We start from the raw sequence: 24,479 nt of genomic DNA on the forward strand, positions 1-24,479 counted from the left end.
TCAAACCCGGCATCTCATGCTCGGCGAGCCGGATCTCCTTACGCCCGAACTCGGCGAGCGACAGATCCGCCACCTTGTAGTCGCCCTCGGCGAGGGTGCGCGGCCGGGCCTCGGACGGCGTGCCGCTGGCGGACGCCGGGAGGGTGCTGGTCATGGAAGCTCCTGTCGAACGTTGTCCTGCGCGACCCCCCACCTTACGCGTCTCGGTGGACGGCGCAGGGGGCGGCCGGCGGACAGCGGGCAGGGGCGTCGACGGAGCCGGCCGGCGGACAGCGCACGGGGCGGTCGGTCGTGGACGGACTTTCCATCCACTCGCCGGCCGCCCCGTGCATCCCCCCGGTTTGGTTCCCCCGCGCGTTCTCGGACCGTCGTCGCGATAACGCTGCGCACCCATAGAGTCACACTGAGCGAGGAGCGCGTCAAGCTATTTCGGGAAAGTCGGACTTGCCACTCGGCTGAGGTGCCGGCTCACCGCGCGGAACGCCTGCTCAGGGCCGGGCCGCTCAGCGCAGGCCGGTGGTCGCCACGTAGGCATGACCCGCTCCGGCGACGACCAGCGGACCGGCGGCGGCCGAGCCGATCGCGGCCCGGCCGGGCCCCAGCGTCACCGCCCCCGAGCCGTCGTCCACCACGAGTTCGCCCCCGCAGCAGAGCACCACCCGGGGCCCCGCCAGCGCCAGCTTCACCTCGGGCACCTCCGGGCCCACGGTCACCCGGTGCAGTGCGAAATCCTCCACCGGGACCGGCCAGCAGACCACCCCGGGCGCCACCGGACGCGGCGGGACCACCGGATCCGCCAGCACCTCGAACCGCAGCACCCGGAGCAGTTCGGGCACGTCCACGTGCTTGGGCGTCAGGCCGCCCCGCAGCACGTTGTCACTGGCCGCCATGATCTCCACGCCGGTGCCGCGCAGGTAGGCGTGCAGGTTGCCGGCCGGCATCCAGATCGCCTCGCCCGGCGCCAGCCGCACCCGGTTGAGCAGCAGCGCGACCAGGGCGCCCGGGTCGCCCGGGTAGGCGGTGGCCAACGCCTGCGCCAGCTCCGCGTCCGGCCCGGTGAGCCCCGCCGCCCGTACGGCCGCCAGCAGCGCCTCCCGCTCCGCCCGCGGCCAGGTCAGCAGCAGCCGTACCGCGTCACGCAGGCCCGCCGGCCCGGCCCGCATTGCCGCCACCACCGGGTCCAGCTCGCGTACGCCGAACGCGGCCAGCGCCGCAGCCGACACCGCCGGGTCCCGGAAACCGCAGAGCGCCTCGAACGGCGTGAGCGCGACCAGCAGCTCCGGCTTGTGGTACGGGTCCACGTAGTTGCGGTGCCCGTCGGTGCGGACCGCGTCGGCGGCGTGCCCGGCCCGGGCCTGCTCGGCGTCCGGGTGCGCCTGCAGACTCAGCGGCGCGTCTGCCGCCAGCACCTTGAGCAGGAACGGCAACCGGGCGCCGAATCGGTCGACCACCGGCGCGCCGAGCCAGTGCCCCGGCTCGGCGCGCAGCAGCTCGGCCAGGCTGACCCGGGCGCCGCCCCGATCGACCGTGGCCGGGGCGCCCGGGTGGGCGCCCAGCCACAGCTCGGCCTCCGGACCGTCGGCCGGCGCCGGGCGCCCCTGGAGCTCGGCGAGCGCCGAGCGGGACCCCCAGGCGTAGTCCTTGATCGGCCCATACAGCAGTTCCACGAATCAGCTTCCGGGCCGCCCGGCGACCTCGTCCGAACCAGACTCCGGCTGCGGCGAGGCGGTGTGCGCCGCCGTGCCGGTGCCCGCCTGCGCGGCGGCGGCGCTGTAGATGTCCGGTTCGAGGTAGATGACCCGGGCGATCGGCACGGCGGCACGGATCCGGGCCTCGACGGCGTTGATGCCCCGGGCCAGTTCCTCGGCGCTGTCGCACGCCGGCACACCGACCTTCGCGGCGACCATCAGCTCGTCGGGGCCGAGGTAGAGCGTCTTCATGTGGATGATCCGCTCGACCTCGGGGCCGTCGGTGATCGCCTTCTCGATCGCGGCGACGTCGTGCGCCTCGGCGCCCTCACCGAGCAACAGGCTCTTGGTCTCGATGGCCAGCACGATCGCGATGACGACCAGCAGGACGCCGATCATCGCGGTGCCGACGGCGTCCCACCGGCCGTTGCCGGTGATCAGGGTCATGCCGACGCCGAAGAGCGCGAAGATCAGACCGACCAGCGCGCCCAGGTCCTCCAGCAGCACCACCGGCAGCTCCGGGGCCTTGGCCCGCCGGACGAAGTGCACCCAGGACTGCTTGCCCCGGACGAGGTTGGACTCCTTGATCGCGGTACGGAAGGAGAACGACTCCATGACGATGGCGACCACCAGCACGGTGACCGGAACCCACTGCCACTCGTGGATGCCCTCCTTGTGCGACCACTTGTGGTACGCCTCGTAGAGCGCGAAGAGGCCGCCGACGCTGAACAGCACGATCGACACGATGAACGCGTAGATGTACCGCTCCCGGCCGTAGCCGAAGGGGTGCTGCGGCGTGGCCGCCCGCTTGGCCCGGCGCCCGCCGAGCAGCAGCAGCGCCTGGTTGCCGGAGTCGGCGACCGAGTGGATCGACTCGGCCAGCATCGACGACGAGGCGGTCAGCAGGAACGCGATGAACTTGGTGATGGCGATGCCGACGTTGGCCAACAGGGCGGCGACGATCGCCTTCGTCCCACCATTGGCGCTCACGCCGCCGCTCCGCTCCGCCGCGCGGCGGCGCGAGGCGCCGCGCTGCCGAGCCGGATGGCTCGCTCACTGCGTTCGCTCACTGGTTTGCCAGCTCCTTCATCTCGGTGATGGCGGGCACCGCCATCGGGTCCAGTCCGTGCGCGAGCGCGAGGTAGATCGAGGCGAAGTCCGGCACCGCGATCAGCGAGGCGAGCCGCTCCAACGCCGAGCCGCCCTCGGCGGTCACCACGTCGCAGCGCACCCCCCGCCGCTCGGCGAGGGTCTGCACCGCCTCCGCGCGGCGCTCCTCGACGGCGAGCGGCTCGTCGGTGTCGTCCTCGGCGTTGAGCCCGCCGTCGCGCAGCAGCACCAGCCGCAGCCGGGTGGCGTCGCCGGTGCTCTCCTCGGGGTCGGCGAAGATGTCCCGACCCCCCTCGACCAGGCCGCCGAAGACGCCGTCGAGCAGGCCGACCCGTCCCCGACCGGCCTCGCCGAGCGCCCCGCTGACCACCGGGTAGCGGGCGTTCGCCGAGAGCGTGTCGCCGAACCGGCGGGCGGCGACGGTGGCCAGCGGCGACGACCCCCAGACGATCGGGATCGACCCGGCCAGGCCGAGGGCGAGCGACTTCGCCGGGTTGACGAAGGACTCCGCGGTGGGCCGGCACCGGTCGGCGTCCGCGTCCAGCCGGGCCGCGGTCTCCGCCAGGTCCGCCTCGTTGACCTTGACGAGCCCGAGCGTACGGGCGGCCAGCAGGACCGGCACCGTGAGCGCCCAGAGGCTGGCCCGGGCCGGCGCGCGCCGCGGCACCGGGATGAACGGGGCGCGGGCCCGCTCGGCCACCGACTGGAGCTGCGAATCCGGCGCGCCGACGGCCACCAGCCGGGCACCCCGCCGGTGCGCCGCCTCGGCGGCGCCGAGCGCCTCGGGGCTGCGGCCGGAGGCGCTGACCGCGATCACCACGTCGGCGGCGCCCACCCAGCCGGGCACACCGGCACTGCGGTGCGGGATGACCGGCACCGGGCAGCGCGGACCGGCGACCGTGGCGAGCACGTCACCGGTACGCCCGGCGGTGCCGATGCCGGCGATGACGACCGCTCGGGGCCGCCCCTCGTCGGCCAGCACCTGGAGGTTGGCCTCGGCCGCCAGTGCGGCCGACTCGCGGACCTGCGCCCCGGCGGAGGCGGTGTGCCGCAGCATGCCGCCCGGGTCGCGCTCGGCGAGCGCCTCCGGGTCGTCGAGCAGGGCCTCGTCGGCGTCACGCTGGCCGCTGACCCCGGCCGTACCGTCGATCACGACCGCTCCGCGGGGCCGCGCGCCTCGTCCAGCAGCAGCACCGGCACGTCGTCGCGGACCTCGAAGATCCGGCCGCACTCGGTGCAGGTCAACGTCTGCGCCTGCGCGTCGTAGTCGAGCGGGGCGTGGTGCGTGTCCGGGCAGGCGAGGATTTCCAGCAACTGCGGGTCCAGGGCCACGGCGCGGCTCCTTCCACGTATGCGGCGTCACGGGCGGCGGTGCCGACCGGCGCAGGCGATCTTATCGGCGAACCCGGTCGAGCACCTCGTCACGGAGGGCGGTCATCCGCTCCGCGGTGGGCGCCTCGACGTTCAGCCGCAGCAGCGGCTCGGTGTTGGAGGCGCGCAGGTTGAACCACGCGCCGTCCGGGAAGCGCAGGGTGAGGCCGTCCAGCTCGTCGGCCTCCGCCTCCGGGTACGCGGCCCGCACCTCGGCGACCTTCGCCGCCTGGTCGGCCACCGTGGAGTTGATCTCGCCGGAGGCGACGTACCGCTCGTACACGCTGGCCAGCACGGACAGCGGCTGGGACTGCTCGCCGAGCGCGGCGAGCGTGTGCATCGCGGCGAGCATGCCGGTGTCGGCGAACCAGAAGTCCCGGAAGTAGTAGTGCGCGGAGTGCTCGCCGCCGAAGACGGCGTTGGTCCGGGCCATCTCCGCCTTGATGAAGGAGTGGCCGACCCGGGCCACCACCGGCTCGCCACCGTGCTCACGGATGATCTCCGGCACCGCGCTGGAGGTGATCAGGTTGTGGATCACCGTGGAGCCGGGGTGCTTGGCCAGCTCGCGGGCGGCTACCAGCGCGGTGATCGCCGACGGCGAGACCGGCTCGCCGCGCTCGTCCACCACGAAGCAGCGGTCGGCGTCGCCGTCGAAGGCGAGCCCGATCTCCGCGCCGTGCTCGACCACCGCGCGCTGCAGGTCGACCAGGTTGGCCGGGTCCAGCGGGTTGGCCTCGTGGTTGGGGAAGGTGCCGTCGAGTTCGAAGTAGAGCGGCACGATCTCCAGCGGCAGCGCCGGCAGGGCGGCATCGCCGAGCACCGTCGGCACCGTGTAGCCGCCCATCCCGTTGCCGGCGTCGACGACCACCTTCAGCGGCCGGATGCCGGAGAGGTCGACCAACTCCCGCAGGTACGCCGCGTAGTCCGGGAGCAGGTCGCGCCGCTCGGCGGGCGCGGCCGGCTCGCCCGCCGGACGGGTCTCCCCCTTGTCGAGCAGCGCCTGGGCCCGGTCACGGATCTCGGCCAGCCCGCTGTCCTGCCCGATCGGGCGGGCGCCGGAGCGGCACATCTTGATCCCGTTGTACTGGGCGGGGTTGTGGCTGGCGGTGAACATCGCGCCGGGCAGGTTGAGCGAGCCGGAGGCGTAGTAGAGCAGGTCGGTGGAGGCTAGCCCGAGCTCGATCACCGAGCGCCCCTCGGCGCGTACGCCGGCGGCGAAGGCGGCCGCCAGGCCGGGCCCGGTGGCGCGCATGTCGTGCGCGATGAGGACCGCCTCGCCCGGCTCCCCGGCGTCGTTGAGCACCTGGGTGAAGGCCGCCCCGAGCGCCTCGGCGGCACGCTCGTCCCACTGGTCAGGCACCGTCCCGCGGACGTCGTAAGCCTTCACGATCTGGGACAGATCAGACACCGGTTCCACTCCTCAGCCGCACGTCATCGACGGCCTGAGCGTATCGGAGGGCCGCCGGGCTGCCCGGCTCAGCCGGGTAGCCGAGGCATGAAGGCGGTGTGGTCGCCCCCGTCGTCGGGCTCCGGCGGGGTGCCGGGCCGCCCGGGCGGCGCCGAGGACGGTGCGGCCGGCGACCCCCCGGGCTGCCGGGGCTCGGGCGGGTGCGGCGGGCCGGAGGCCGGCGGAGCGGGTGCACCCGAGACCGGCGGGGCGGGCGGACCGGAGACCGGCGGGGCGGGAGCGGCGTGCCGGCCGGGCATCACCTGGGTCGCCTCGGGCGGAGCGGTCGGGCGGCCGCCGTACACCCCACCGGCGGGACGCGGGGCGGGCGTGCCGCCGTACACCCCGCCGGTGGCCGGGGGCTGCTGGCCGTAGACCGGGCCGGGCCGGACCGGCGCGGCCGGGCCCTGCCCGGAGCGGTAGGTGGTGCCGCCCGGGTTCCCCGGCAGCGGGACCGGCGGTACGCCGTCGACGTGCTCCCTGTCGACCCGGGAGCGGCGGAACAGCAGCACGATGAGCAGGATCCCGACGGCCACCATGGCAATGCCGAAGAACATCACCAGGGAACCGCCCGACGACTCCTCGGCGGCGTTCGAGGCGGCCCCGCCGGCGGCCAGCGCGGCCACCGGCGACACGTCCTCGACGGCCTCCTCGGTGGGCGGCGCGCTCGGCGTGGGCGACGGCTTCTTCGACGGCGTCGGCGACGCGGAGGCGCGACCGCCGACCACCCGGGACGCGTCCGCACCCCGACCCAGCAGCTGGCCCATGGCACCGGTCGCCTCACCGGCGACCGTCAGCCGGCCGCTCGGCGCGGCGGCGGCGAACGCCACCCGGTAGCGCACCGTGATGCTCTTGCCCTTGCACAGCCGCGGGTTCGGCGGCGAGGTGGTCGTGCTGGCCACGCTGCCCCCGCCACCGGAGACCGGCACCGGGAACCAGCGACCGCCGTAGTTCACCTGCACGGTCACCTGGTCGGCCCGGACGCCGGAGAGGCGGAGCCCGAGCGCGGTGCGCAGCAGCACGCAGCCGTCCTTGCGCCGGCGTACCTCCACCGAGACGCCCTCGGCGGAACCACCGGCGGTGAAGCTGCCCGCCGAGCGCACCCGGACCTGGTCGTCGTCGGCCAGCGCCGGCGACCCGCCGAGCGCCACCAGGCCGCCCAGCAACGCACACACCGTCGCCAACCGCGCTGCGTGACGCACCGCCATGATCACCTCGCCGTTCCTCCCCCTGCGGGGGACCGTCGGTCAGGCTACTACCGGGGCCGGACCGGCCCTGGTCATAGAGCGCCCCAGATGTGCGCCGTATTACCCACCGTCGACGTCGTCGAAGCGGTCCGGCGAAGTCGTCCCACGAGGATGGCGACCCACCGCCGGCGGCGCGTGTTCCGACGAGGTGGCGAGCGGGATTGTCCGGCGTGGCGCCGCGAGCGCGGCCCGGCGCGGCCCTGCTCGGCGCGGCGCCGCCCGGCTCGGCGCGGCCAAGGGCGTCAGGACGACGCGGCGGCGGCCAGTGCCTGGCGGCAGAGCCGATCGGCGGTCCGGGTGGTCTCCGGCAGCCGGAACCGCGGGGTCAGGGCCAGCACCTGGGTGGTGGCGTTGTCGAGGCTCATCCGGTGGCCGACGCTGACGAAGACCGGCTTCACCCCGTCCCGGGTCCGCAGCACCCGCCCGACGATCTCGTCGGCGTCGCGCAGCGGCGACCACGCGCCCCGCCCCTCGGCCGGCGGCGTCCACCCACCGACCAGCGGCGTCTTACCCACCCCGATCGCCGGCAGGCCGGTGACCACACCCAGGTGGCAGGCCAGCCCGAACCGGCGCGGGTGGGCCAGCCCGTGCCCGTCGCAGACCAGCAGCTGCGGACGGATGGTCAGCCGGTCCAGCGCGTCGAGCAGGGCGGGCAGCTCGCGGAACGCGAACAGCCCCGGGACGTACCCGAACGCGGGCCGGCCGACGCTGACCGCGCTGTCCACCACCGCGAGGGTCCGGGCATCCAGCACGGTGGCGGCCGCCGCGAGGCGGTCGCCGCTCTCGGCGTACGCGACGTCCAGGCCGGCCACCGTCGCGGGCGCGGCCGGCCCCGGCCCGGCCAGGTCCACCAGCGGCCGCAGCCGGTCCTGTACGGCGATCGCCTCCGCGACACTCTCCGGCGGAACGAGCACCGTCATGGTCGACTCCGGTTGCGGGATATCGCGGTGCCCCGATGCCCTGGATACCGCGACATCCGGGAATCCGTGTCGATCACCGCGCTGGCGCTCCGCTGAACTCGACCGCTGGTCCTCCTGCGCCACCGCCTGAGCGTATGCCGGTCCGGCTGGCGGGCGTCCGCCGAGCGCCCGAGCCGGTCCGTCGCGCCCACTCGTCTCCGGCCGGCGGTGGTCCACTACTGGCCGACGCGGCCGTCGATCAGCTCACGGAGCAGGTCGGCGTGGCCGTTGTGCCGGGCGTACTCCTCGATCATGTGCACCAGCAGTTCGCGCAGCGAGATTTCACTGCCGTCCCGCTTCCGGCCCTTCACCCCCAGATCGGGCGCCTCGGCGACCAGCCGCTCGGCGAACTCCACCTCGGCCCGCCAGTTCCGCCACGCCTCGGCGACCACCTCGGGGCCGGCCACCGCACCGTTGAAGTCCAGGTCCGGATCGGTCTCTGAGGGGTAGACCTTCGACACCTCCTGGCCGGCCATCACCCGCCGGAACCAGCCGCGCTCCACCTCGGCCAGATGCCGGACCAGGCCGAGCAGCGACAGCGTCGACGGCGGTACGGCCCGCCGGGCCAGCGCCTCGGCGTCCAGGTCGGCGCACTTGAGTTCCAACGTGAGGCGCTGGTCGCGGAGGTACTCCACCAGGATGGTGCGCTCGTCGTCGAAGCCCCCGTCGGAACGCGGATCGTGGTCGGGGTGCACGAACATGTTCGACCAGGCGAAGCGCCGGACGGGCCGGTCGGTGGCGGGGGTGTCGTGGTCTGCGGGTGAGTCGGCCATGCCAGCGACCCTGCTTCAGCCGGACGCGGTCCGCAACGCGGTTTCCCGTGTCCGGCGGGGAGCGTCTAGCCCTCCTCGGCCAGCGACGGGTCGGCACCCGGGTCGCCGGCGCGTTGAAGCTGCTCCTCGAACATGACGAAGGTGCGTCGCCGGATGCCGGCAACCAGCGAAGCCTCCGATCCGGTCAACGAACGCCGCTCAGCATCCGCGACGTCCTCGATCGCGCGGACCGTCTCGTACAGGGCGAAGACCGGGCCCTCCCCCCGCAGATACCGGGCGCGATCGAACTCCGTGTACTGGATGAACTCGTCGCGGGTCAACCGGTCAATCTCGTCGCCACCGACGTTGAGCAACCGATTGATGAGATTGTCTGCTCGATACCAACCCCCGGTGTCCTTCGACAGGCGATACGCCACGACGCCGCCGTCTGGATCGGCGACCAACTTCACAGGAGACTCGTAGTAACTGAAGAAGGCCGGCACCCGACCGACGCCTGATGCGCTCACCGCTCCGCCTCTCGACGTTCAAGAGCTGACTCGAAAGCTCGCTGCTCCCGTCGCAGCAGCTCATTCTGGATGGCAACCTCGGCAATGGTCAGTGAGCGGCCGCCCTCCTCAGCGATCGAGTCGAGGTCGCGGCGGATCTCGTAGAGGGCATGCTCCCATTCAGCGACGTCATCGAGGACAGCGAGCTGGAGGCGAAGCTCCGCGATGTGTCCGTTCGACATCCGCAGACTCAGCAGCACGTCGCGGTAGCCGCTCACCTGGGGCTGCAGGAAACGGTCCTTTTTCGCCAGCACGACGACACCGTCCGCCCGGCTCACACGCTGGAGTCCCTGATACAGCGCGTCAAGGTCTGTGAACTGGACGCGGGCGGCCGCCAGGTCCTTGAGCAAGGACACGTCATTCCCATACTCAGCGATCTTGTCCAGCGTCCGCTGACGATCCTTCGGCTTCCTCCGCCAGTCCGGCGCACCATCCTCGCCGGCAACCGCGACCACCAACTCGTTGAGCTCCTGCTGAGCGGCCGTGGCCCCGGAGTAGAGCGTGTCCAGATAGCTGCACCGGTAGCCTTCGTCATGGAGACGAAGAGGGTCGAATCCGGGCTGCGTCAGCTTGCGCTTGGGAGGATTCACGGAATTCGTTATTGCCTGCTGTTCGACACTGATCGCTCCTTCCGGCGGGAGGACGTCCGTCGCGGTGACCGCCACGCCATCCTCGGCGACGCGGCTCAACGCCGAGCTGAGGACGTCAATTGCCTGTTGGTGGCTGGCCAGGTGGTGCAGGGTCAGCGGCCGGGCTGTCAACGAGGCCATCAGTTCCGGTGTCGCCAGCATCATCCGCACCAGGTCCGGCCGCTCGACCAACTGCCGGACCAGCGTCTCGGCGAGCATCGGTTCACCGCGGGGCGGCTCCCGCCACACACCGTCGAGCATGGTCCGTGTCCGCGGATCCGCGCACAGCCGCACGAGATCATGCGCTGCCGCATCGTCGAGGTGCGGTACGAGTCGTCGCAGGGACGGGTGGTCCAGCTCCGCCACCAGCTCGGTCGGGGTGACTCCGGCGGCGAAGACGTGGACGAGATCCGGGCCGGCGGCCAGGACGTCGCCGATCGGCACACCGTGCGCCACCCTCTCCCGGTGTGCACGCTCGCGGCTCTCCCGCAACCGCGCCGGGTCGGGCACTGTCTCACCGGTGGTCGACCCGCTCCCGTGCTCGCCGTCGTCCGGAGTGCTGCCGCCGACCGGGCCACCGGGAGCCACCGAGCCGGGGCCGTCCAGCAGGTGCATGCGGTTGATGTACGGCTCGCCGTACCCCTCGTCGTCGACGGCCGGCGGGTACTCCGGCAGGTCGGGGCGGGCGCTGAACCGCCCCCGACGCAGCCCGGCCATCGGCATCGGCCGCGCGTCCGGGCCCAGGACGAGGATGTCGGCGTCCACCGCGTTGCGGGGATGCGGGACGCCCGAGTGCCGGTACAGCGGCTGGTCGCCGATCCGGCCGGTCTGCGGGTCGAGGTAGAGCACCGTCCCGTTCTGGTTGAGGGCCACCCAGATGTGGGACCCGCCCTGCTCCCAACTGTTGATGACGTAGGCGAAACTGCCGTGGCCACCGAGGAGCAACTGGTCGTGGAGGTTGCGATAGCCGGTCTCCATGGCACGTCGTCGCTCGCCGGGCGTCATCCCGGCTTCCGGTTGGCAGAGGCGCTGGAAGCGGCCCCCCGTGACGTCCTCGATCCGCCCCACACCGTCGCGCTCACCGTCCAGCGGCCGGGTCACGTCGCCCACCTGGTAGGCGTCGAAGGTGCGGGGAGCGGACACCCGGGGCCGACCGTGGACCCAGGTGTCGAAGAGCGACAGGGTGCAGTCGAGGCAGTTGATGCCGCGGGTCGGGTCGGCGGCCGGCCCGCCGTCGTTCAGCAGCCGGAACCAGTCGCCCCGCCTCGGGTCGGCGGTGCGGGTCACGCTCCCGTCGGGCTCCCGGGGCACCCGCCGTTCGACGTCGGTCTGGTGCAGCGCCAGCGGCGGGCGCAGCCCGCCCGGCCGGCCGTAGTTGCGGGACCGGTCGATCGGCGGCGGGTCGTCGTCGCCGGTGAGGGCCGACCGGTCGGCCGTCTCGACCGCGCCGACGGCGAGGTCGCCGACGTCGTCGTTGATCCGCCGGAAGTCCGCCGGGTCGTGGACGCCGACCACGGAGGGCACGGCGGATCCGGCCAACACCGCGTCGGCGAGGTCCAGGCACTCGCCGTACGCCCGGGTCTCGTCGTCGGCGTTCCGCTGCCAGTTCCCGGCCAGGTACTCGTGGCCCGTTCGGTGCAGGTGCACCGCATACGCGGTGTAGTCCCGCGCCCGCTGGTGGTGTTCCTCGGCGCGCGCCCACAGTCGGGCAGCCTCGTCGAGCCGGCGGTTCTCCTCGAACCACGCTCGCTGGGATTCGTAGTAGCCCCGGTACCGGTGTCGCTCGAACGCCTCGCGATCGATGGCCCACTGTCGGGCATCCCGGTTCGGAGCGCCCGGCGGAGGGGCGAAGTCGCTCCGCTCCGACGTCGGCGAGGGCGGTACCGCACGCGCCGGCGTACGCGTGGACGCGAGCGCGTCGAGCAGGGGGAACCGGGCAGACGAAGACGCCGGCCTCTGCTCGACGGTGCCGCCGGTCATCAGCGCCGAGCTACCGCTCTCCATGGCACGCGGAGGCGCGATCCGATTCGTCCCGTCGTCAAGCGGTGTCGCACCAGCCACCGGAAGCGCCGGCCCGGTCGTGACCACCCCACTCGACCCGCTGCTCGACGTGGTCGGCGTCGGACCGGTCGACGTGGCGTTGCCGGTCGCCGGGGCACCGGCACCGATCCCGACATCGGCGCCAGCCGCCGTCAATCCACTCGCGCCGGTCGCCGGCTGGACCGGCCCGACTGCGGAGAGAGTCGGGCTGGTCGCGGGCCCCGCCGCAGTGGCGACAGCGACGTCCACGGCCGCCGGCCCACCGCGGAGGACCTCGTGCGTAGCGAGCCGGCCGTCGCCCATCTCGGCCGCGGGGCTCCGGTCGGCGGAGCGGCTCGTCGGATCGTCCGTCCCTGCACCGTCCACCGGTGCAGGGACGGCGTCGGCACCGGGCACGCTTCGTTGGGCGGGAATCGCCTGCTCCGCCGCCTGGCGTACCTGTTCGGCACCGCCCGCCGACGACTCGGCGCTGGCCTGGACGGCTGGGGCGGGCGGCACCTCGACCCCTCGGCCCGGCACGGTCGTCCCGGGGTCCATCGGGGCGAGCGACACCCCGGCCAGCGCGCTCAACTGCCCGTCGAGCCGGCTCCGCAGCGCCGCGTCCGCCTGCCCGGTGACGGACCCACGGGCGCCCGAGACGGCGGCGCGGGCGGCATCCTCCAGCGAGGTCGGCCCCTGGCCGGTGGCCAGACCCGCGGCCTGCTCGGCCAGCACCTCACCGGTCATCTCCCGGACCACGTGCTCGCCGACCCGCGCTCCGCGCCCGGTGGCGTGCCGGCCCAGCCCGGCGAGCGGCGCCACCGCCCCGCCGGCCAGGCCACCGACCGCGGACGTGCCCAGGTCGGTGACGTCCAGTCCGTGCCGGCGGCCGGTCGAGTTCTGGTAGGCCTGGGTGGCAAGGTTGACCCCCGCCTCCTCGCCCGCCTCGGTGAGCCCGCCGAGAGCGGCGCGCCGGGCCATCCCCCGCGCACCGTCGCGGGCGACCTCCCTGGCCGCCCGTTCGCCGGCCTCCTTGAGCCCCTGCCGCAGCGACTTGTGGGCCAGCTGGCCCATCAGCCGCTTGAATATCTGCCGCACGACCAACCGGGTCGCGGTGATCGCCGCACCGGCCGCGGGCGACGCCGCACCGGCGGTGAGCACGGTCGCGACCGCCAGCGAGAGCAGTTCGACCACCAGAATGCCCAGCTCGATCCAGACCTCGAGCTTGGCGGCCTCGATGTCGCAGCCGCACTCCTCCACCAGCCGGCCCAGGTCGGTGCTGATCGCCAGCAGCACCGGCAGCGGAGCCTCGTCCCCCTCGGCCACCCGGCGCCAGGCGGTGTCGAAGGCGACCGCGACGGCGCCCACGCCGCCGTACCCGTCGCGTACCTCCGTCGCGGCGGCGACCGCGTCGGCCTGCGGGCCGGCCAGCGCGCCCGCCACGGCGTACCACTGGTCGGCGAGGTCCCAGACCGCCCGCTCGTTCCCCTCCGGCCATTCCACCCCGACCACCCAGTCGAGGGCCTCGTAGACCCAGCCGGGCAGTTCCCAGGGCGAGTAGTCGAGCGGGTGCGGGACAGGGCTCGGCAGCAGACTCATCCGGCTCTCCAGAGCGGATCAGCACTGTTGCGGCCGGTCGGCGACCCGGTCGAGCCGGCCGGCGCCCGCCGCGTCGGCCGCCAGGTCGGCCTCGACGGAGCGGACCACGTCGGCACCGAGCCCGGCCAGGTGACCACCCACCCCTTCCCAGGCGCGCAGCACCGTCTCCTCGAAGCCGCGGTACCGCTGCTCGAACGCGGCCCCGATGTCGTCCCGGCCCCAGGGTCGCTGCGCGCTCGCCGCCGCGATCGCCGCGCCGAGCTGCTCGCGGCGCGCGGTCACCGCCTCGCCCGCGTGTGACAGGTCGGCGCCGGCGCGTCGGGCACGCCGCGGATCGAGCCAGAGCTGGCCGTCCATCACCGCTCTCCGCGCAGCGCGGCGTCGGCCCGGCCGAGCAGCGCCCCGAAGTCACCGGTACGCACGAAATCGAGCGACCCGGAGCCGGCGGGCAGGTGCCCGGCCACCATTTCCTGGCTGGCCGCCACCGCCGCGGCGCTGGCCCGATGGACCGTTTCGGTGATCTTCCGGCTCAATCCCGCCGCATCCCGGTCGTGGTAGACCGCGGCGGTCAGCTCCACCGAGATCAGCTCGCCCCGGGCGCCGGCGGTCGCGGTGACCTGCCCGTCGGCGGAGCGCCGGGTGACGCACAGCTCGGCGAGCCGGGCCTGCAATTCGTCCAAACCGGACCGTAACCGCTGGTACTGCCCGTACACCTCGTCGAACCGCGCCCGCAGCGCGCGGTTGGCGTCGCGGTCCACGCTCTCTGCCAACGCGGCCTCCCCGTCACCGTCAGTAGGGTGGACCATACCGGGTGCCACGGAATCGCGTTGTCCGGTAGTTTCGGAGGGGTGATCGACCGCCAGCACGCCGAGCAGCTCGCCGCAGTGTGGGCGCGACGTGACTCACAGCGACTGGGCTACGAGTGCACCCCGACGGTCGACGAGTTCGACCTCGGCTACGTCATCACGTCCACTGTGGCCCTGGCCGCACGGACGGTGCCGGGTGACCTGCCGACCACCGTGGTCGACAAGCAGACGGGCGAGATCACCACCTGGCCACGGGTGCCGACGCCGGACGTGGCGGAGATGTACCGGCGCAGCCGGCCCGCCGGGCCGAGCGCCCCGCGCACCGTCGACCCGGCCAGCCGCCTGCTCCGCGAGATCCGCCGGCTCCCCACCCCGGACACGGCCGCCCACCTGACGATCCACGGCCGGATCCACACCGCCCGGGGCGCCAAGGGCGATCTCAGGCTCAACCACCACCCGCTGGTCCGGCGGTACCTCGCGGATCTGCCGGTGGGCCACCTGGTCCGCGGCGGCGACCGGCACGCCGAGCTCGTCGTCGTCTCCGACGTCCTGCACGAGTACGACCACCGTCGCGCGGCCGAGGGCATCGCCCCGATGGGCATGGCCGAGGCGCGGGACCTCCTCCGGTCCGCCCGGTTCGAGGTGTTCCGGGTACGGGAGCCGGGTGACCCGCACGGCGGTCCCGCCGACCGCCCGTGCGACTCGTGTGTCGACGTGCTGGTCGACTTCAACGTCCTGCCGTGGTCCGAGCGGGGCTACACCGTGCCCTGGCGTCCCGAGCCGCAGCCCGACCCCGAGCCGGGTCGCTTTCCGCCCGATGTCGCACAGGCGCTCGTGGCAGCCGGCTGGCGGCCGCACGAGGGAGACATGATCGTCGCGGCGTCGGCCGTCCGGGACGTCAGCGCCGTCCGCGGCAGGACCCACGGCCACGCCGCCTTCCCGGCCGCCACGTCGACGCTCACCGCCTTCCCCAGCCTCGTCGGCGCCCGGCGTGGCCCCGGTGAGCAGGTGTGGATCTCCCGGTTCGACATCCGCCCGCGGCAGGTCGCGCACACCGCGGACACCCTCGCCGACTTCGCCGCCGTGCTCGGCGCGCGGCTCTTCCCGATCGGCACCGAGCAGCAGGACAGCATCATCGCCGTGGACGAGCACGGCCGGATCTTCGCGCTCGACCAGGCCGGCGAGTGGTTCCTCGGCGCGGACGTCGACAGGGCGCTGACCACCCTGCTGCTCGGCCGGGCCCCCGCCCGGGTCCGCGACGACGGCACCTGGTGAGCTACAACGTCAACCCGGTCAGCACCATGACCCGCGGCTCGGTGTAGTCCTCCATCGCGCTGCGCAGCCCCTCGCGCCCGACGCCGCTGCCCTTCACCCCGCCGTACGGCATCTGGTCGGCGCGGTACGACGGCACGTCCCCGACGATCACCCCGCCCACCTCCAGGACCCGCCCGGCGAGGAAGGCCGTCTGGAGGCTGTGCGTGAAGACCCCCGCCTGCAGCCCGTACGCCGAGTCGTTGACCGCGGCGAACGCGGCCTGGTCGTCGGTGACCCGGGCGACCACCAGCACCGGCCCGAACACCTCCTCGGCGCTGACCTTGGCGTCGGCCGGCACTCCGGAGAGCACCGTCGGCGGGTAGGTCGCGCCTTCCCGCCGGCCGCCGACCTCGATGGTCGCGCCGGCCGTGACCGCCTCGTCCACCCACGCCTCGACCCGGCGGGCGGCGTCCTCCGACACCAGCGGTCCGACGTCGGTCCGCTCGTCGGCCGGGTCGCCGGTGCGCAGCTCCTGCACCGCGGCGACCAGCCGGGGCAGGAAGCCGTCGTAGAGCCACTCGTGCACGTAGACCCGCTGCACCGCGATGCAGGACTGCCCGGCCTGGTAGTTGGCGAAGGTGGCGATCCGGTGCGCCGCGAAGGTCAGGTCCTCGTCGGTGTTCCAGTCCGCACAGATCACCGCGGCGGCGTTGCCGCCCAGCTCCAGGGTGACGTGCTTGTCGGGCACCGACCGGCGGATCGCCGCGCCGACCGGTCCGGAGCCGGTGAACGACACCACCGGCAGCCGGGGGTCGGTGACCAGCTCGGCGGCCCGCTCGTTGGGCAGCGGCAGCACCGAGAACATCCCGGCCGGCAGCTCCGTCTCGGCGAGCAGTTCGCCCAGCAGCAGCGCCGACAGCGGGGTGGCCGGGGCCGGTTTCACGATGATCGGCGCGCCCACCGCGATGGCCGGCGCGACCTTGTGCGCGACCAGGTTGAGCGGGAAGTTGAACGGCGCGATGCCGAGCACCGGCCCCTTGGGCACCCGCCGGACCAGGGCGATCCGCCCGGTGGCCGCCGGGTCGGTGTCCAGGCGTTGCAGCTCGCCGGAGAACCGGCGGGCCTCCTCGGCCGCCCACCGGAAGGTGGAGACCGCCCGGCCGACCTCGGCGCGGGCCCACTTGAGCGGCTTGCCGTTCTCCGCGGTGATCCGCCGGGCGACCTCGTCGGCCCGCTCCGCGAGCCGCCGGGAGACGTGGTCCAGGGCCGCCGCGCGGGCGTGCGCGGGCAGGGCCGCGGCCGCCCGGGCCACCTCGGCCGCCGCGGCGACGGCCGTCTCGACCTGGTCGGGCGTGGCATGGGTGGTACGACCGACGGCCCGTCCGTCGTACGGGTGGTGCACGGTCAGCTCACCCTCGCCGTGGGCGGGACGGCCGGCGACATAGAAGGCTACGGGCTCCACGCTGAGCAGCCTAGACGACCGAGCAGTCCACGGAAACAGTCGCCTTAACCCTTGTCTGCCGCGAATTCAGTAGCGAAGATGGCACACAGACTGCGATTACCGCCGCAGACCCGCACCCCCGGCCCCCCTTCGGAGAGATCGAGTCATGAGTGACCAGCAGCAGCTGCGCAACTTCGTCAACGGCGAGTACGTCGAGCCGGTGGACGGCGGCTACGCCGACCTGATCGACCCCTGCACCGGGGAGGTCTTCGCGCAGGCCCCGGTCTCCGGTGCCGCCGACGTGGACGCGGCGATGAAGGCCGCCGCCGGCGCGTTCGAGAGCTGGCGCGACGCCACCCCGGCCGAGCGGCAGAAGGCCCTGCTCAAGCTCGCCGACGCGGTCGAGGCCCGGGCGGCCGAGCTGGTCGACGCGGAGGTCCGCAACACCGGCAAGCCGCGCCAGCTCACCGCCGACGAGGAACTGCCGCCGGCGGTGGACGAGTTCAGGTTCTTCGCCGGCGCGGCCCGGCTGCTGGAGGGGCGCTCGGCCGGCGAGTACCTGGCCGGGCACACCTCGTACGTGCGGCGCGAGCCGATCGGCGTCTGCGCCCAGGTCACCCCGTGGAACTACCCGCTGATGATGGCGGTCTGGAAGATCGCCCCGGCCCTGGCCGCCGGCAACACGGTGGTGCTCAAGCCGTCGGACACCACCCCGGTGTCCACGCTGCTGCTGGCCGAGATCGCCGCCGAGTTCTTCCCGCCGGGCGTGTTCAACGTGGTCTGCGGCGACCGGGACACCGGCCGTAGCCTGGTCGCGCACCCGACCCCGCAGCTGGTGTCGATCACCGGCTCGACCCGGGCGGGCATGGAGGTGGCGGCCGCGGCCGCGCCGGATCTCAAGCGGACCCACCTGGAGCTGGGCGGCAAGGCCCCGGTGGTGCTCTTCGACGACGCGGACGTGGCGGCGGCGGCCGAGGCGATCGCGGTCGGCGGCTACTTCAACGCCGGGCAGGACTGCACCGCCGCGACCCGGGTGCTCGCCGGCCCCGGCATCCACGACGACTTCGTCGCGGCGCTGACCGAGCAGGCCCGCAACACGAAGACCGGCGCGCCGGACGACGAGGACGTGCTCTACGGCCCGCTGAACAACGTCAACCAGCTGGCCCGGGTCAGTGGTTTCGTCGACCGGCTCCCCGACCACGCGGAGCTGCACACCGGTGGCTCGCGGATCGGCGAGCGCGGCTACTTCTACGCCCCGACCGTCGTCTCCGGCGTGCGCCAGGCCGACGAGATCATCCAGGACGAGGTCTTCGGCCCGGTCATCACCGTGCAGCGCTTCACCGACGAGGACGAGGCGGTGCGCTGGGCCAACGGCGTCGAGTACGGCCTGTCCGCCTCGGTCTGGACGAGGGACCACGGCCGGGCGATGCGGATGACCCGCCGGCTCGACTTCGGCTGCGTCTGGGTGAACACCCACATCCCGTTCGTCTCCGAGATGCCGCACGGCGGCTTCAAGCACTCCGGGCACGGCAAGGACCTCTCGGTCTACAGCCTGGAGGACTACACCCGGATCAAGCACGTCATGCACAACATCGAGGGCTGATCGGTGACCGCGAGGAGTGAGCCGGGTCTGCGAGCCCCGCAGTCGCGAACGGGAGGCGGCGCCGTGGCGTCGAGCGAGGAGCTGCACAAGCGACGCGGCGCCGCCGTCGCCCGGGGCGTCGGCAGCGTCATCCCGTCCTACGTGGACCGCGCGTCGGGCGGCACGATGATCGACGTCGACGGGCGGGAGTGGATCGACTTCGCCGCCGGCATCGCGGTGACCAACGTCGGCAACTCCGCCCCGAAGGTGGTGGAGGCGGTCCGCGCGCAGGTCGAGCGCTTCACCCACACCTGCTTCATGGTCGCACCGTACGAGTCGTACGTGGCGGTCTGCGAGCAGCTCAACGCGCTCACCCCGGGCGCCTTCGAGAAGCGCTCGGCGCTGTTCAACTCCGGCGCCGAGGCGGTGGAGAACGCGGTGAAGATCGCCCGGCACGCCACCGGGCGGCCGGCGGTGGTGGTCTTCGACCACGCGTACCACGGCCGGACCAACCTGACCATGGCGCTGACCGCGAAGAACATGCCGTACAAGCACCGGTTCGGGCCGTTCGCCGGGGAGATCTACCGGGTGCCGATGTCGTACCCGCTGCGCGACGGTGGCCTGGCCGGCGCGACCGCCGCGGCCCGGGCGATCGAGATGATCGAGAAGCAGGTCGGCGCGGAGAACGTCGCCGCGCTGCTGATCGAGCCGATCCAGGGCGAGGGCGGGTTCGTCGTACCGGCGCCGGGGTTCCTGCCGGCGTTGCGCGAGTGGGCCACCGCGACCGGGGTGGTCTTCGTCGCCGACGAGATCCAGACCGGGTTCTGCCGCACCGGCGACTGGTTCGCCTGCCAGCACGAGGGGGTCGAGCCGGACCTGGTCACCCTGGCCAAGGGCATCGCCGGCGGGCTGCCGCTGGCCGCGGTGACCGGGCGGGCCGAGCTGATGGACGCGGTGCACGTCGGCGGCCTCGGCGGCACGTACGGCGGCAACCCGCTCGCCTGCGCCGCCGCCCTGGCCAGCATCGAGACCATGCACGAGCTGGACCTGGCCGGCGCCGCGCGGCGGATCGAGGCGACCATGGTGCCCCGGCTGCAGGCCATCGCCGAGCGCACCGGCGTGATCGCCGAGGTACGCGGCCGGGGCGCGATGCTCGCCGTGGAGATCGTCCGATCCGGCACGCTCACCCCCGACCCGGTCGCCACGGCGGCGGTGTCGGCGGCCTGTCACGCCGCCGGCCTGCTCACCCTCACCTGCGGCACGTACGGCAACGTGCTGCGCTTCCTGCCGCCGCTGGTCATCTCCGCCACCGACCTGCGCCGGGGGTTGGACATCCTGGATGCCGCCTTCGGCGGTTGACACCCGGGTGGGCCGGCCGGGCGGGTGCTCGGCGCGGCTCCCTGTCAGCAGCGCGGCCACCACCGGTGGCACCGGGACGGGCCCCTCGCCGTGCGGCGAGGGGCCCGTCGTCCATCAGGTCAGCGCAGCACCTCGACCACGTTGCGTCGGATCACGTTCTTGCCCGGCTCGCGCACCTGGTCCATGGCGGTCGCGTTGAGCAGCACGCAACTGCCCGACGGGCCGGTCACCGTCACCGTGGTCGACCGGTTGTTGTCCAGGTTGGTCACCCGCAGCCGGGTACCCACCGGAAACCGGTCGCTGGTCGCCGCCGGCGCCCCGCCCTCGGCCGAGAAGGTCACCGACCCCGGGCAGGCGGACGCGCCACCCGGCTGGCCGGCACCCGGCTGCGCCACCCCACCACCCGGCTGCGCCGCCCCGCCGCCGGGCTGCGCCGCGCCACCGCCCGGCTGCGCCGCGCCACCGCCCGGCTGCGCCGCGCCGCCGTCCAGGCGCTCCACCACGTTGCGTCGGATCACGTTCTTGCCCGGCTCGCGCACCTGGTCCATGGCGGCCGCGTTGAGCAGCACGCAACTGCCCGACGGGCCGGTCACCGTCACCGTGGTCGACCGGTTGTTGTCCAGGTTGGTCACCCGCAGCCGGGTACCCACCGGAAACCGGTCGCTGGTCGCCGCCGGCGCTCCGCCCTCGGCCGAGAAGGTCACCGAACCCTGGCACACCGAGGCGCGCGCGGGCGCGCTGTCCGCGAATCCGAGCCCGGTGCCCACCGCCACGACCGCCGAGGCGACCACCGCCACACCCGCCGCCAGCACGTGCTTCCGCTGCACCCTCACCGTTGTCTCTCCCGTCGTCCGGTGGTGTCGTTCGACGCCTGGTACGGACTGGGAGCGCTGCACCGTTCACCGCGGTCCCGGATGTTGACCTGAAGCCGGGTTCAGGTTCTAGCGTCGAGCCGGGGAAAAGGAGGGGTTCCATGACGTATCTGGTGACCGGCGCGACGGGCAAGGCAGGCCGGCACGTGGTGTCCGAACTGTTGGCGCGCGGGGTGCCGGTACGCGCCCTGACCAGGGAACCGGCCCGGGCCGCCGTGCTGCCGGCCGGGGTGGAGGTGGTGGCCGGCGACCTCACCGACCCGGCCACGCTGGCGACGGCGTTCGAGGGCGTCGTCGGCGTGCACCTGCTGACCGTCGGAGGTGACGACTATGCCACGCTCCGTACCGGGCCGGAGATCGTCGCCCTCGCGCAGCGGGCCGGTGTCCGGCGGCTGGCCGTGCTCTGGAACGGCCGACCCGGCCCGGTCGAGGAGGCCGCCCGGGCCGGGTCTCTGGAGTGGACGATGCTCCAGCCGGTGGACTTCATGGGCAACACCCTCGGCTGGGCCGGGTCGATCCGCGACGCCGGCGAGGTACGCGAGCCGTTCGCCGACGTCCGCAGCGCGCAGGTCGACGAGGCCGACGTGGGCGCGGTCGCGGCGGAGGTGCTCACCGGCGACGGGCACGCCGGCCGGGTCTACACCCTCACCGGCCCGCAGGCGCTCACCCCGCGCCAGCGGCTGGCCACCGTCGCCGAGGCGATCGGCCGTGACCTCCGCTTCGTCGAGCTGACCGAGGAGCAGGCCCGCGCCCGGTGGCGGCAGGCGGGCTACGACGACGAACTGGTCGACCTGCTCGCGTCCTGGCAGGGCGACCCGCCGCCGGTCGCGTACACCGTCACCGACACCGTCGCGCGGCTGCTCGGCCGGCCGCCCCGGACCTTCGCCGACTGGGCCCGCGCCCACGCCGACGCCTTCCGCTGAGCCGCCCCCGGCCGCCGGGTCACACCGGGCCGTAGCGGGTGTGCGGGGCGCCGGTCAGCAGCGCCCAGTACCGGTCGCCGTACGACCAGTGCCACCACTCGGTCGGGTAGTTCACCAGGCCCGCGCCGCGCAGCGCGTCGCCCATGATCCGCCGGTGCCGGCGAGCGGCCGCCGGGATGGCCGGCGCGTCGGTGAAGCAGGCGTTGCCGCTGGCCTCGGGGGTGGCGTCGACCGCCGTGCCCAGGTCCAGCTCGACGCCGTCCTCGGTGCACAGGGTCAGGTCGACCGCCCCGCCGGTGCTGTGCGGCGCCACCTCGACCGGCGAGACGAACTTGGTGGTCTCCCGGTGCAGCCGTTCCGGAGACCAGTCCGGGTGCGCCCGGCGCAACTCCTCCCGGTAGCCGGTGAAGATCTCCAGTTGGGCCCGGTACGGCCGGTATCCCTCGATGACCAGCAGGCGCAGACCGGCCGGCAACGCGCGCTGCGCGGCCAGCAACCGGTCCGCGACCCCCCGGCGCAGCCGGGCGTACGCGCCGGCCGGGTCGGCCGCCCGGGGATCCAGCCGCAGCTCCGGCAGCTCGCGCAGGTCCACCAGCGGCTCGCCGTCGTCGGCGCTCGGCACGGCCGCCACCCGGGGATCGGCGAGCAGGATCATCGCTGGCTCCCGGTGGCGATGCGGGCGGTGGCGGAGCGCTCCGCGTGCCGGGCGAAGGCCAGCTCGACCAGCCGGTCCACGATCTCCCGATAGCCGACGCCGACGGCCGCCCACACCTTCGGGTACATCGAGTGCGCGGTGAAGCCGGGCATGGTGTTCAGCTCGTTGACGTAGAGGTCGCCGGACGCCTCGTCGTAGAGGAAGTCGACCCGGGCCAGGCCCCAGCCGCCGATCGCGGCGAACGCCCGCAGCGACAGCTCCCGGATCCGGTCCGTGACGTCCTCTGGCAGCGCGGCCGGGACGACCATCGGATCGGCGTCGCCGAAGTACTTCTGCCGGTAGTCGAACCAGCCGCCGGAGACCCGCACCTCGCCCACCGCCGACGCCTCGGGCCGCCACCCGCCGAGCACCGCGCACTCCAGTTCCCGGCCGGTCACGCCCTGCTCGACCAGCACCAGGTGGTCGTGGCGCAACGCCTCCTCGACCGCCGCCGCCAGGTCGTCACCCTCGTCGACGCGGGAGATCCCGATCGACGAGCCCATGCTGGCCGGCTTGACGAAGAGCGGCCGCCGCAGCCCCACCACCAGCTTCTCCAGGTCGTCGGCCGCCCGGTAGGTGGGCGCGTCGAACGCCACGTGCGGGGTGATCGGCACGGCCTCGGCGCGCAGCGCCCGCTTCATCGCCACCTTGTTCATGCCGACCGCGGAGGCCAGGATGCCGCACCCGACGTACGGCACGCCCAGCGACTCGAGCAGCCCCTGGACCACGCCGTCCTCGCCGAACGGGCCGTGCAGCACCGGGAAGACCACGTCCAGCTCGGCGTGCACCGCGCCGGACGCGTTCGCCGCGGACACCACCGCCGTCCCGGGGCGGGGTCCGGCCCGCAGCTCGACCGCCGGCCCGGTCACCGCCAACCGGTCGTCGATGGCGCGGTCCGCCCCGGCGCCGTCCCGCAGTTCCGCCAGGACGGCGTCCGGCACCAGCCGGAGGCCCCCGGTGCGGGTCACCCCGATGGCGACCGTGCGGTACCCGCCGCCGGCCAGGGCCCGGGCCACGCCGAGAGCCGAGGCGCAGGACACCTCGTGCTCCGCGGACGGGCCACCGAACAGGATTCCGATCCGGACCGGCGCGCTCATGCCGCCCTACCTTCCACACTCGTGACGTCGGCCTGCCGGTGGGCCGCCAACCGGGCCACCAGGTCCGCCTCGACATTTCCGCCGGTCAGCACCACGCCGACGGTGCGGTGCCGGCCGTCGGCCGCGATCCGCAGCGCCCCGGCGAGGCCGGCCGCGCCGGACGGTTCGGCCAACACCTTCAGCTCCAGCAGCAGCAGCCGGAACGCCGCCGCGATCTCCTCGTCGTCCACCCGGACGACCCCGCGCAGCGCGGTGCGCAGGATCGCGAACGGCAGCTCCCCCACGCAGGACGGCCGGAGGCCGTCGGCGATCGTCGGCGCCGGCGCGACCGGCGTGGGCCGGCCGGCCGCCAGGCTCCGGGCCAGCGAGTCGCAGCCGACCGGCTCCACGCCGTACACCTCGATCGGCCGACCGGCGGCGGCCAGGCAGGCGCCGGCCGCCCCACCGCCGCCGCCGACCGGCAGCACCAGCGCGTCCAGCGGGGTGCCGGCCTGCTCGGCCTCCTCGATCAGCTCCAGGCTGGCGCTGCCCTGACCGGCGATGACGTCCGGGTGGTCGTACGCGTCGACGACGGGATGCCCGGTGGCGTCGCTGACGTCGCGGGCCACCGCGAGCCGCTCCTCGGCGGTGCCGGCGAGGACGATCCGCGCACCCGCCGCCCTCGCCCGGGCGACCTTGGTCGGCGCCGCGTCCACCGGCAGCACCACGGTGGCGGCCATCCCGTGCCGGCGGGCGGCCAGCGCCACCGCCACCGCGTGGTTGCCGGTGCTCTGCGCGACCACGCCGCCGTGCCCGCCGGCCGCGGCGAGCCGACCGACCGCCAGCAGCGCGCCGCGCATCTTGTACGAGCCGCCGTTCTGCAGGTTCTCCGCCTTCATCAGCATCCGGACGCCGGCCAGCCGGTCGATCGCCGGGGAGTGCAGCACCGGGGTGCGCACCACCTGGCCGGCCAGCCAGCGCGCGGCCTCCTCGACGTCGGCCCGGACCGGACCGGCCTGGGCCGGTGCGTCGCTCTGGGACATGTCGTCTCCTTTCGGTTTTCGGGCACGCCGGTTGACGGGGTG

General features: G+C 74.0%; 22 protein-coding genes. 4 read left to right on the forward strand and 18 right to left on the reverse strand.

The features are described 5' to 3' along the window. The 13 genes from AC1WTP_RS30270 to AC1WTP_RS30330 all read right to left on the reverse strand — a co-directional run. A partial coding sequence (locus AC1WTP_RS30270) for an adenosylhomocysteinase (RefSeq protein ID WP_481652693.1) occupies window positions 1-154 on the reverse strand: 154 nt, incomplete at its 3' end. A gap of 349 nt (window positions 155-503) precedes the next feature. Then, the gene (gene manA / locus AC1WTP_RS30275) at window positions 504-1,667 is read right to left on the reverse strand and encodes a mannose-6-phosphate isomerase, class I (protein ID WP_481652656.1); all 1,164 of its coding nucleotides are present in this window, start codon (window positions 1,665-1,667) and stop codon (window positions 504-506) included. A 3-nt stretch (window positions 1,668-1,670) separates the two neighbouring features. Further along, window positions 1,671-2,678: a cation diffusion facilitator family transporter gene (locus AC1WTP_RS30280; protein ID WP_481652657.1), complete on the reverse strand. Its 1,008-nt coding sequence runs from the start codon at window positions 2,676-2,678 to the stop codon at window positions 1,671-1,673. 76 nt (window positions 2,679-2,754) lie between these two features. Then, the gene (locus AC1WTP_RS30285; protein WP_481652658.1) at window positions 2,755-3,951 is read right to left on the reverse strand and encodes an SIS domain-containing protein; all 1,197 of its coding nucleotides are present in this window, start codon (window positions 3,949-3,951) and stop codon (window positions 2,755-2,757) included. After that, window positions 3,948-4,130, reverse strand: coding sequence for a Trm112 family protein (locus tag AC1WTP_RS30290; protein ID WP_013731721.1), 183 nt, complete (start codon window positions 4,128-4,130; stop codon window positions 3,948-3,950). The genes AC1WTP_RS30285 and AC1WTP_RS30290 overlap by 4 nt, the downstream gene beginning before the upstream one ends. 61 nt (window positions 4,131-4,191) lie before the next feature. Further along, window positions 4,192-5,577: a phosphomannomutase/phosphoglucomutase gene (locus tag AC1WTP_RS30295; RefSeq protein WP_481652659.1), complete on the reverse strand. Its 1,386-nt coding sequence runs from the start codon at window positions 5,575-5,577 to the stop codon at window positions 4,192-4,194. A gap of 68 nt (window positions 5,578-5,645) precedes the next feature. Then, window positions 5,646-6,824 carry a hypothetical protein gene (locus AC1WTP_RS30300; protein WP_481652660.1) on the reverse strand — a complete coding sequence of 393 codons (1,179 nt, stop codon included), beginning with the start codon at window positions 6,822-6,824 and terminating at the stop codon, window positions 5,646-5,648. 281 nt (window positions 6,825-7,105) lie between these two features. After that, on the reverse strand, window positions 7,106-7,783 hold the full coding sequence (locus AC1WTP_RS30305; RefSeq protein WP_481652661.1) for an endonuclease V: 678 nt from the start codon (window positions 7,781-7,783) through the stop codon (window positions 7,106-7,108). 215 nt (window positions 7,784-7,998) lie between these two features. Next, window positions 7,999-8,595 (reverse strand): DinB family protein, encoded by a 597-nt coding sequence (locus AC1WTP_RS30310; RefSeq protein WP_481652662.1) that lies wholly within the window; start codon window positions 8,593-8,595, stop codon window positions 7,999-8,001. A gap of 65 nt (window positions 8,596-8,660) precedes the next feature. Beyond that, the gene (locus tag AC1WTP_RS30315) at window positions 8,661-9,101 is read right to left on the reverse strand and encodes a hypothetical protein (RefSeq protein ID WP_481652663.1); all 441 of its coding nucleotides are present in this window, start codon (window positions 9,099-9,101) and stop codon (window positions 8,661-8,663) included. Continuing rightward, on the reverse strand, window positions 9,098-13,387 hold the full coding sequence (locus AC1WTP_RS30320) for a toxin glutamine deamidase domain-containing protein (RefSeq protein WP_481652664.1): 4,290 nt from the start codon (window positions 13,385-13,387) through the stop codon (window positions 9,098-9,100). The genes AC1WTP_RS30315 and AC1WTP_RS30320 overlap by 4 nt, the downstream gene beginning before the upstream one ends. Window positions 13,388-13,405: 18 nt before the next feature. Next, the gene (locus AC1WTP_RS30325) at window positions 13,406-13,744 is read right to left on the reverse strand and encodes a hypothetical protein (protein WP_481652665.1); all 339 of its coding nucleotides are present in this window, start codon (window positions 13,742-13,744) and stop codon (window positions 13,406-13,408) included. Beyond that, window positions 13,744-14,157, reverse strand: a complete 414-nt coding sequence (locus AC1WTP_RS30330) for a YbaB/EbfC family nucleoid-associated protein (protein ID WP_481652666.1) — start codon at window positions 14,155-14,157, stop codon at window positions 13,744-13,746. Before AC1WTP_RS30330 ends, AC1WTP_RS30325 begins: the two co-directional genes overlap by 1 nt. Window positions 14,158-14,235: 78 nt before the next feature. Here AC1WTP_RS30330 and AC1WTP_RS30335 point away from each other — a divergent pair, with 78 nt between their 5' ends. Continuing rightward, on the forward strand, window positions 14,236-15,468 hold the full coding sequence (locus AC1WTP_RS30335; protein WP_481652667.1) for an SUKH-3 domain-containing protein: 1,233 nt from the start codon (window positions 14,236-14,238) through the stop codon (window positions 15,466-15,468). A gap of 1 nt (window position 15,469) precedes the next feature. Here AC1WTP_RS30335 and AC1WTP_RS30340 read toward each other — a convergent pair whose 3' ends face one another. Further along, window positions 15,470-16,909 (reverse strand): aldehyde dehydrogenase family protein, encoded by a 1,440-nt coding sequence (locus AC1WTP_RS30340; RefSeq protein ID WP_481652668.1) that lies wholly within the window; start codon window positions 16,907-16,909, stop codon window positions 15,470-15,472. 145 nt (window positions 16,910-17,054) lie between these two features. On the opposite strand from AC1WTP_RS30340, the gene AC1WTP_RS30345 reads away from it, so the two are divergent. Both AC1WTP_RS30345 and gabT read left to right on the forward strand, forming a co-directional pair. After that, window positions 17,055-18,491, forward strand: coding sequence for a gamma-aminobutyraldehyde dehydrogenase (locus AC1WTP_RS30345; RefSeq protein WP_481652669.1), 1,437 nt, complete (start codon window positions 17,055-17,057; stop codon window positions 18,489-18,491). A gap of 63 nt (window positions 18,492-18,554) precedes the next feature. After that, the gene (gene gabT, locus AC1WTP_RS30350; RefSeq protein ID WP_481652670.1) at window positions 18,555-19,829 is read left to right on the forward strand and encodes a 4-aminobutyrate--2-oxoglutarate transaminase; all 1,275 of its coding nucleotides are present in this window, start codon (window positions 18,555-18,557) and stop codon (window positions 19,827-19,829) included. A 119-nt stretch (window positions 19,830-19,948) separates the two neighbouring features. Here gabT and AC1WTP_RS30355 read toward each other — a convergent pair whose 3' ends face one another. After that, a complete protein-coding gene (locus AC1WTP_RS30355) occupies window positions 19,949-20,662 on the reverse strand; it encodes an RlpA-like double-psi beta-barrel domain-containing protein (RefSeq protein WP_481652671.1) in 714 nt (237 codons plus the stop codon). Window positions 20,663-20,802: 140 nt separating this feature from the next. Between AC1WTP_RS30355 and AC1WTP_RS30360 the strand changes: the two genes are divergently transcribed. Beyond that, complete coding sequence (locus tag AC1WTP_RS30360) at window positions 20,803-21,624, forward strand: NmrA family NAD(P)-binding protein (protein ID WP_481652672.1); 822 nt, start codon at window positions 20,803-20,805, stop codon at window positions 21,622-21,624. Between the two features lie 19 nt (window positions 21,625-21,643). Here AC1WTP_RS30360 and AC1WTP_RS30365 read toward each other — a convergent pair whose 3' ends face one another. Genes AC1WTP_RS30365 through AC1WTP_RS30375 form a run of 3 tightly spaced genes read right to left on the reverse strand, consistent with a single transcriptional unit; the run spans window position 21,644 to window position 24,437 of the window. Then, complete coding sequence (locus tag AC1WTP_RS30365; protein WP_481652673.1) at window positions 21,644-22,279, reverse strand: M15 family metallopeptidase; 636 nt, start codon at window positions 22,277-22,279, stop codon at window positions 21,644-21,646. Next, complete coding sequence (locus tag AC1WTP_RS30370) at window positions 22,276-23,415, reverse strand: D-alanine--D-alanine ligase family protein (protein WP_481652674.1); 1,140 nt, start codon at window positions 23,413-23,415, stop codon at window positions 22,276-22,278. The genes AC1WTP_RS30365 and AC1WTP_RS30370 overlap by 4 nt, the downstream gene beginning before the upstream one ends. Further along, window positions 23,412-24,437 carry a threonine ammonia-lyase gene (locus AC1WTP_RS30375; protein ID WP_481652675.1) on the reverse strand — a complete coding sequence of 342 codons (1,026 nt, stop codon included), beginning with the start codon at window positions 24,435-24,437 and terminating at the stop codon, window positions 23,412-23,414. Before AC1WTP_RS30375 ends, AC1WTP_RS30370 begins: the two co-directional genes overlap by 4 nt. Window positions 24,438-24,479: the final 42 nt, after the last annotated feature.

This window comes from Micromonospora sp. R311, from assembly GCF_056780015.1.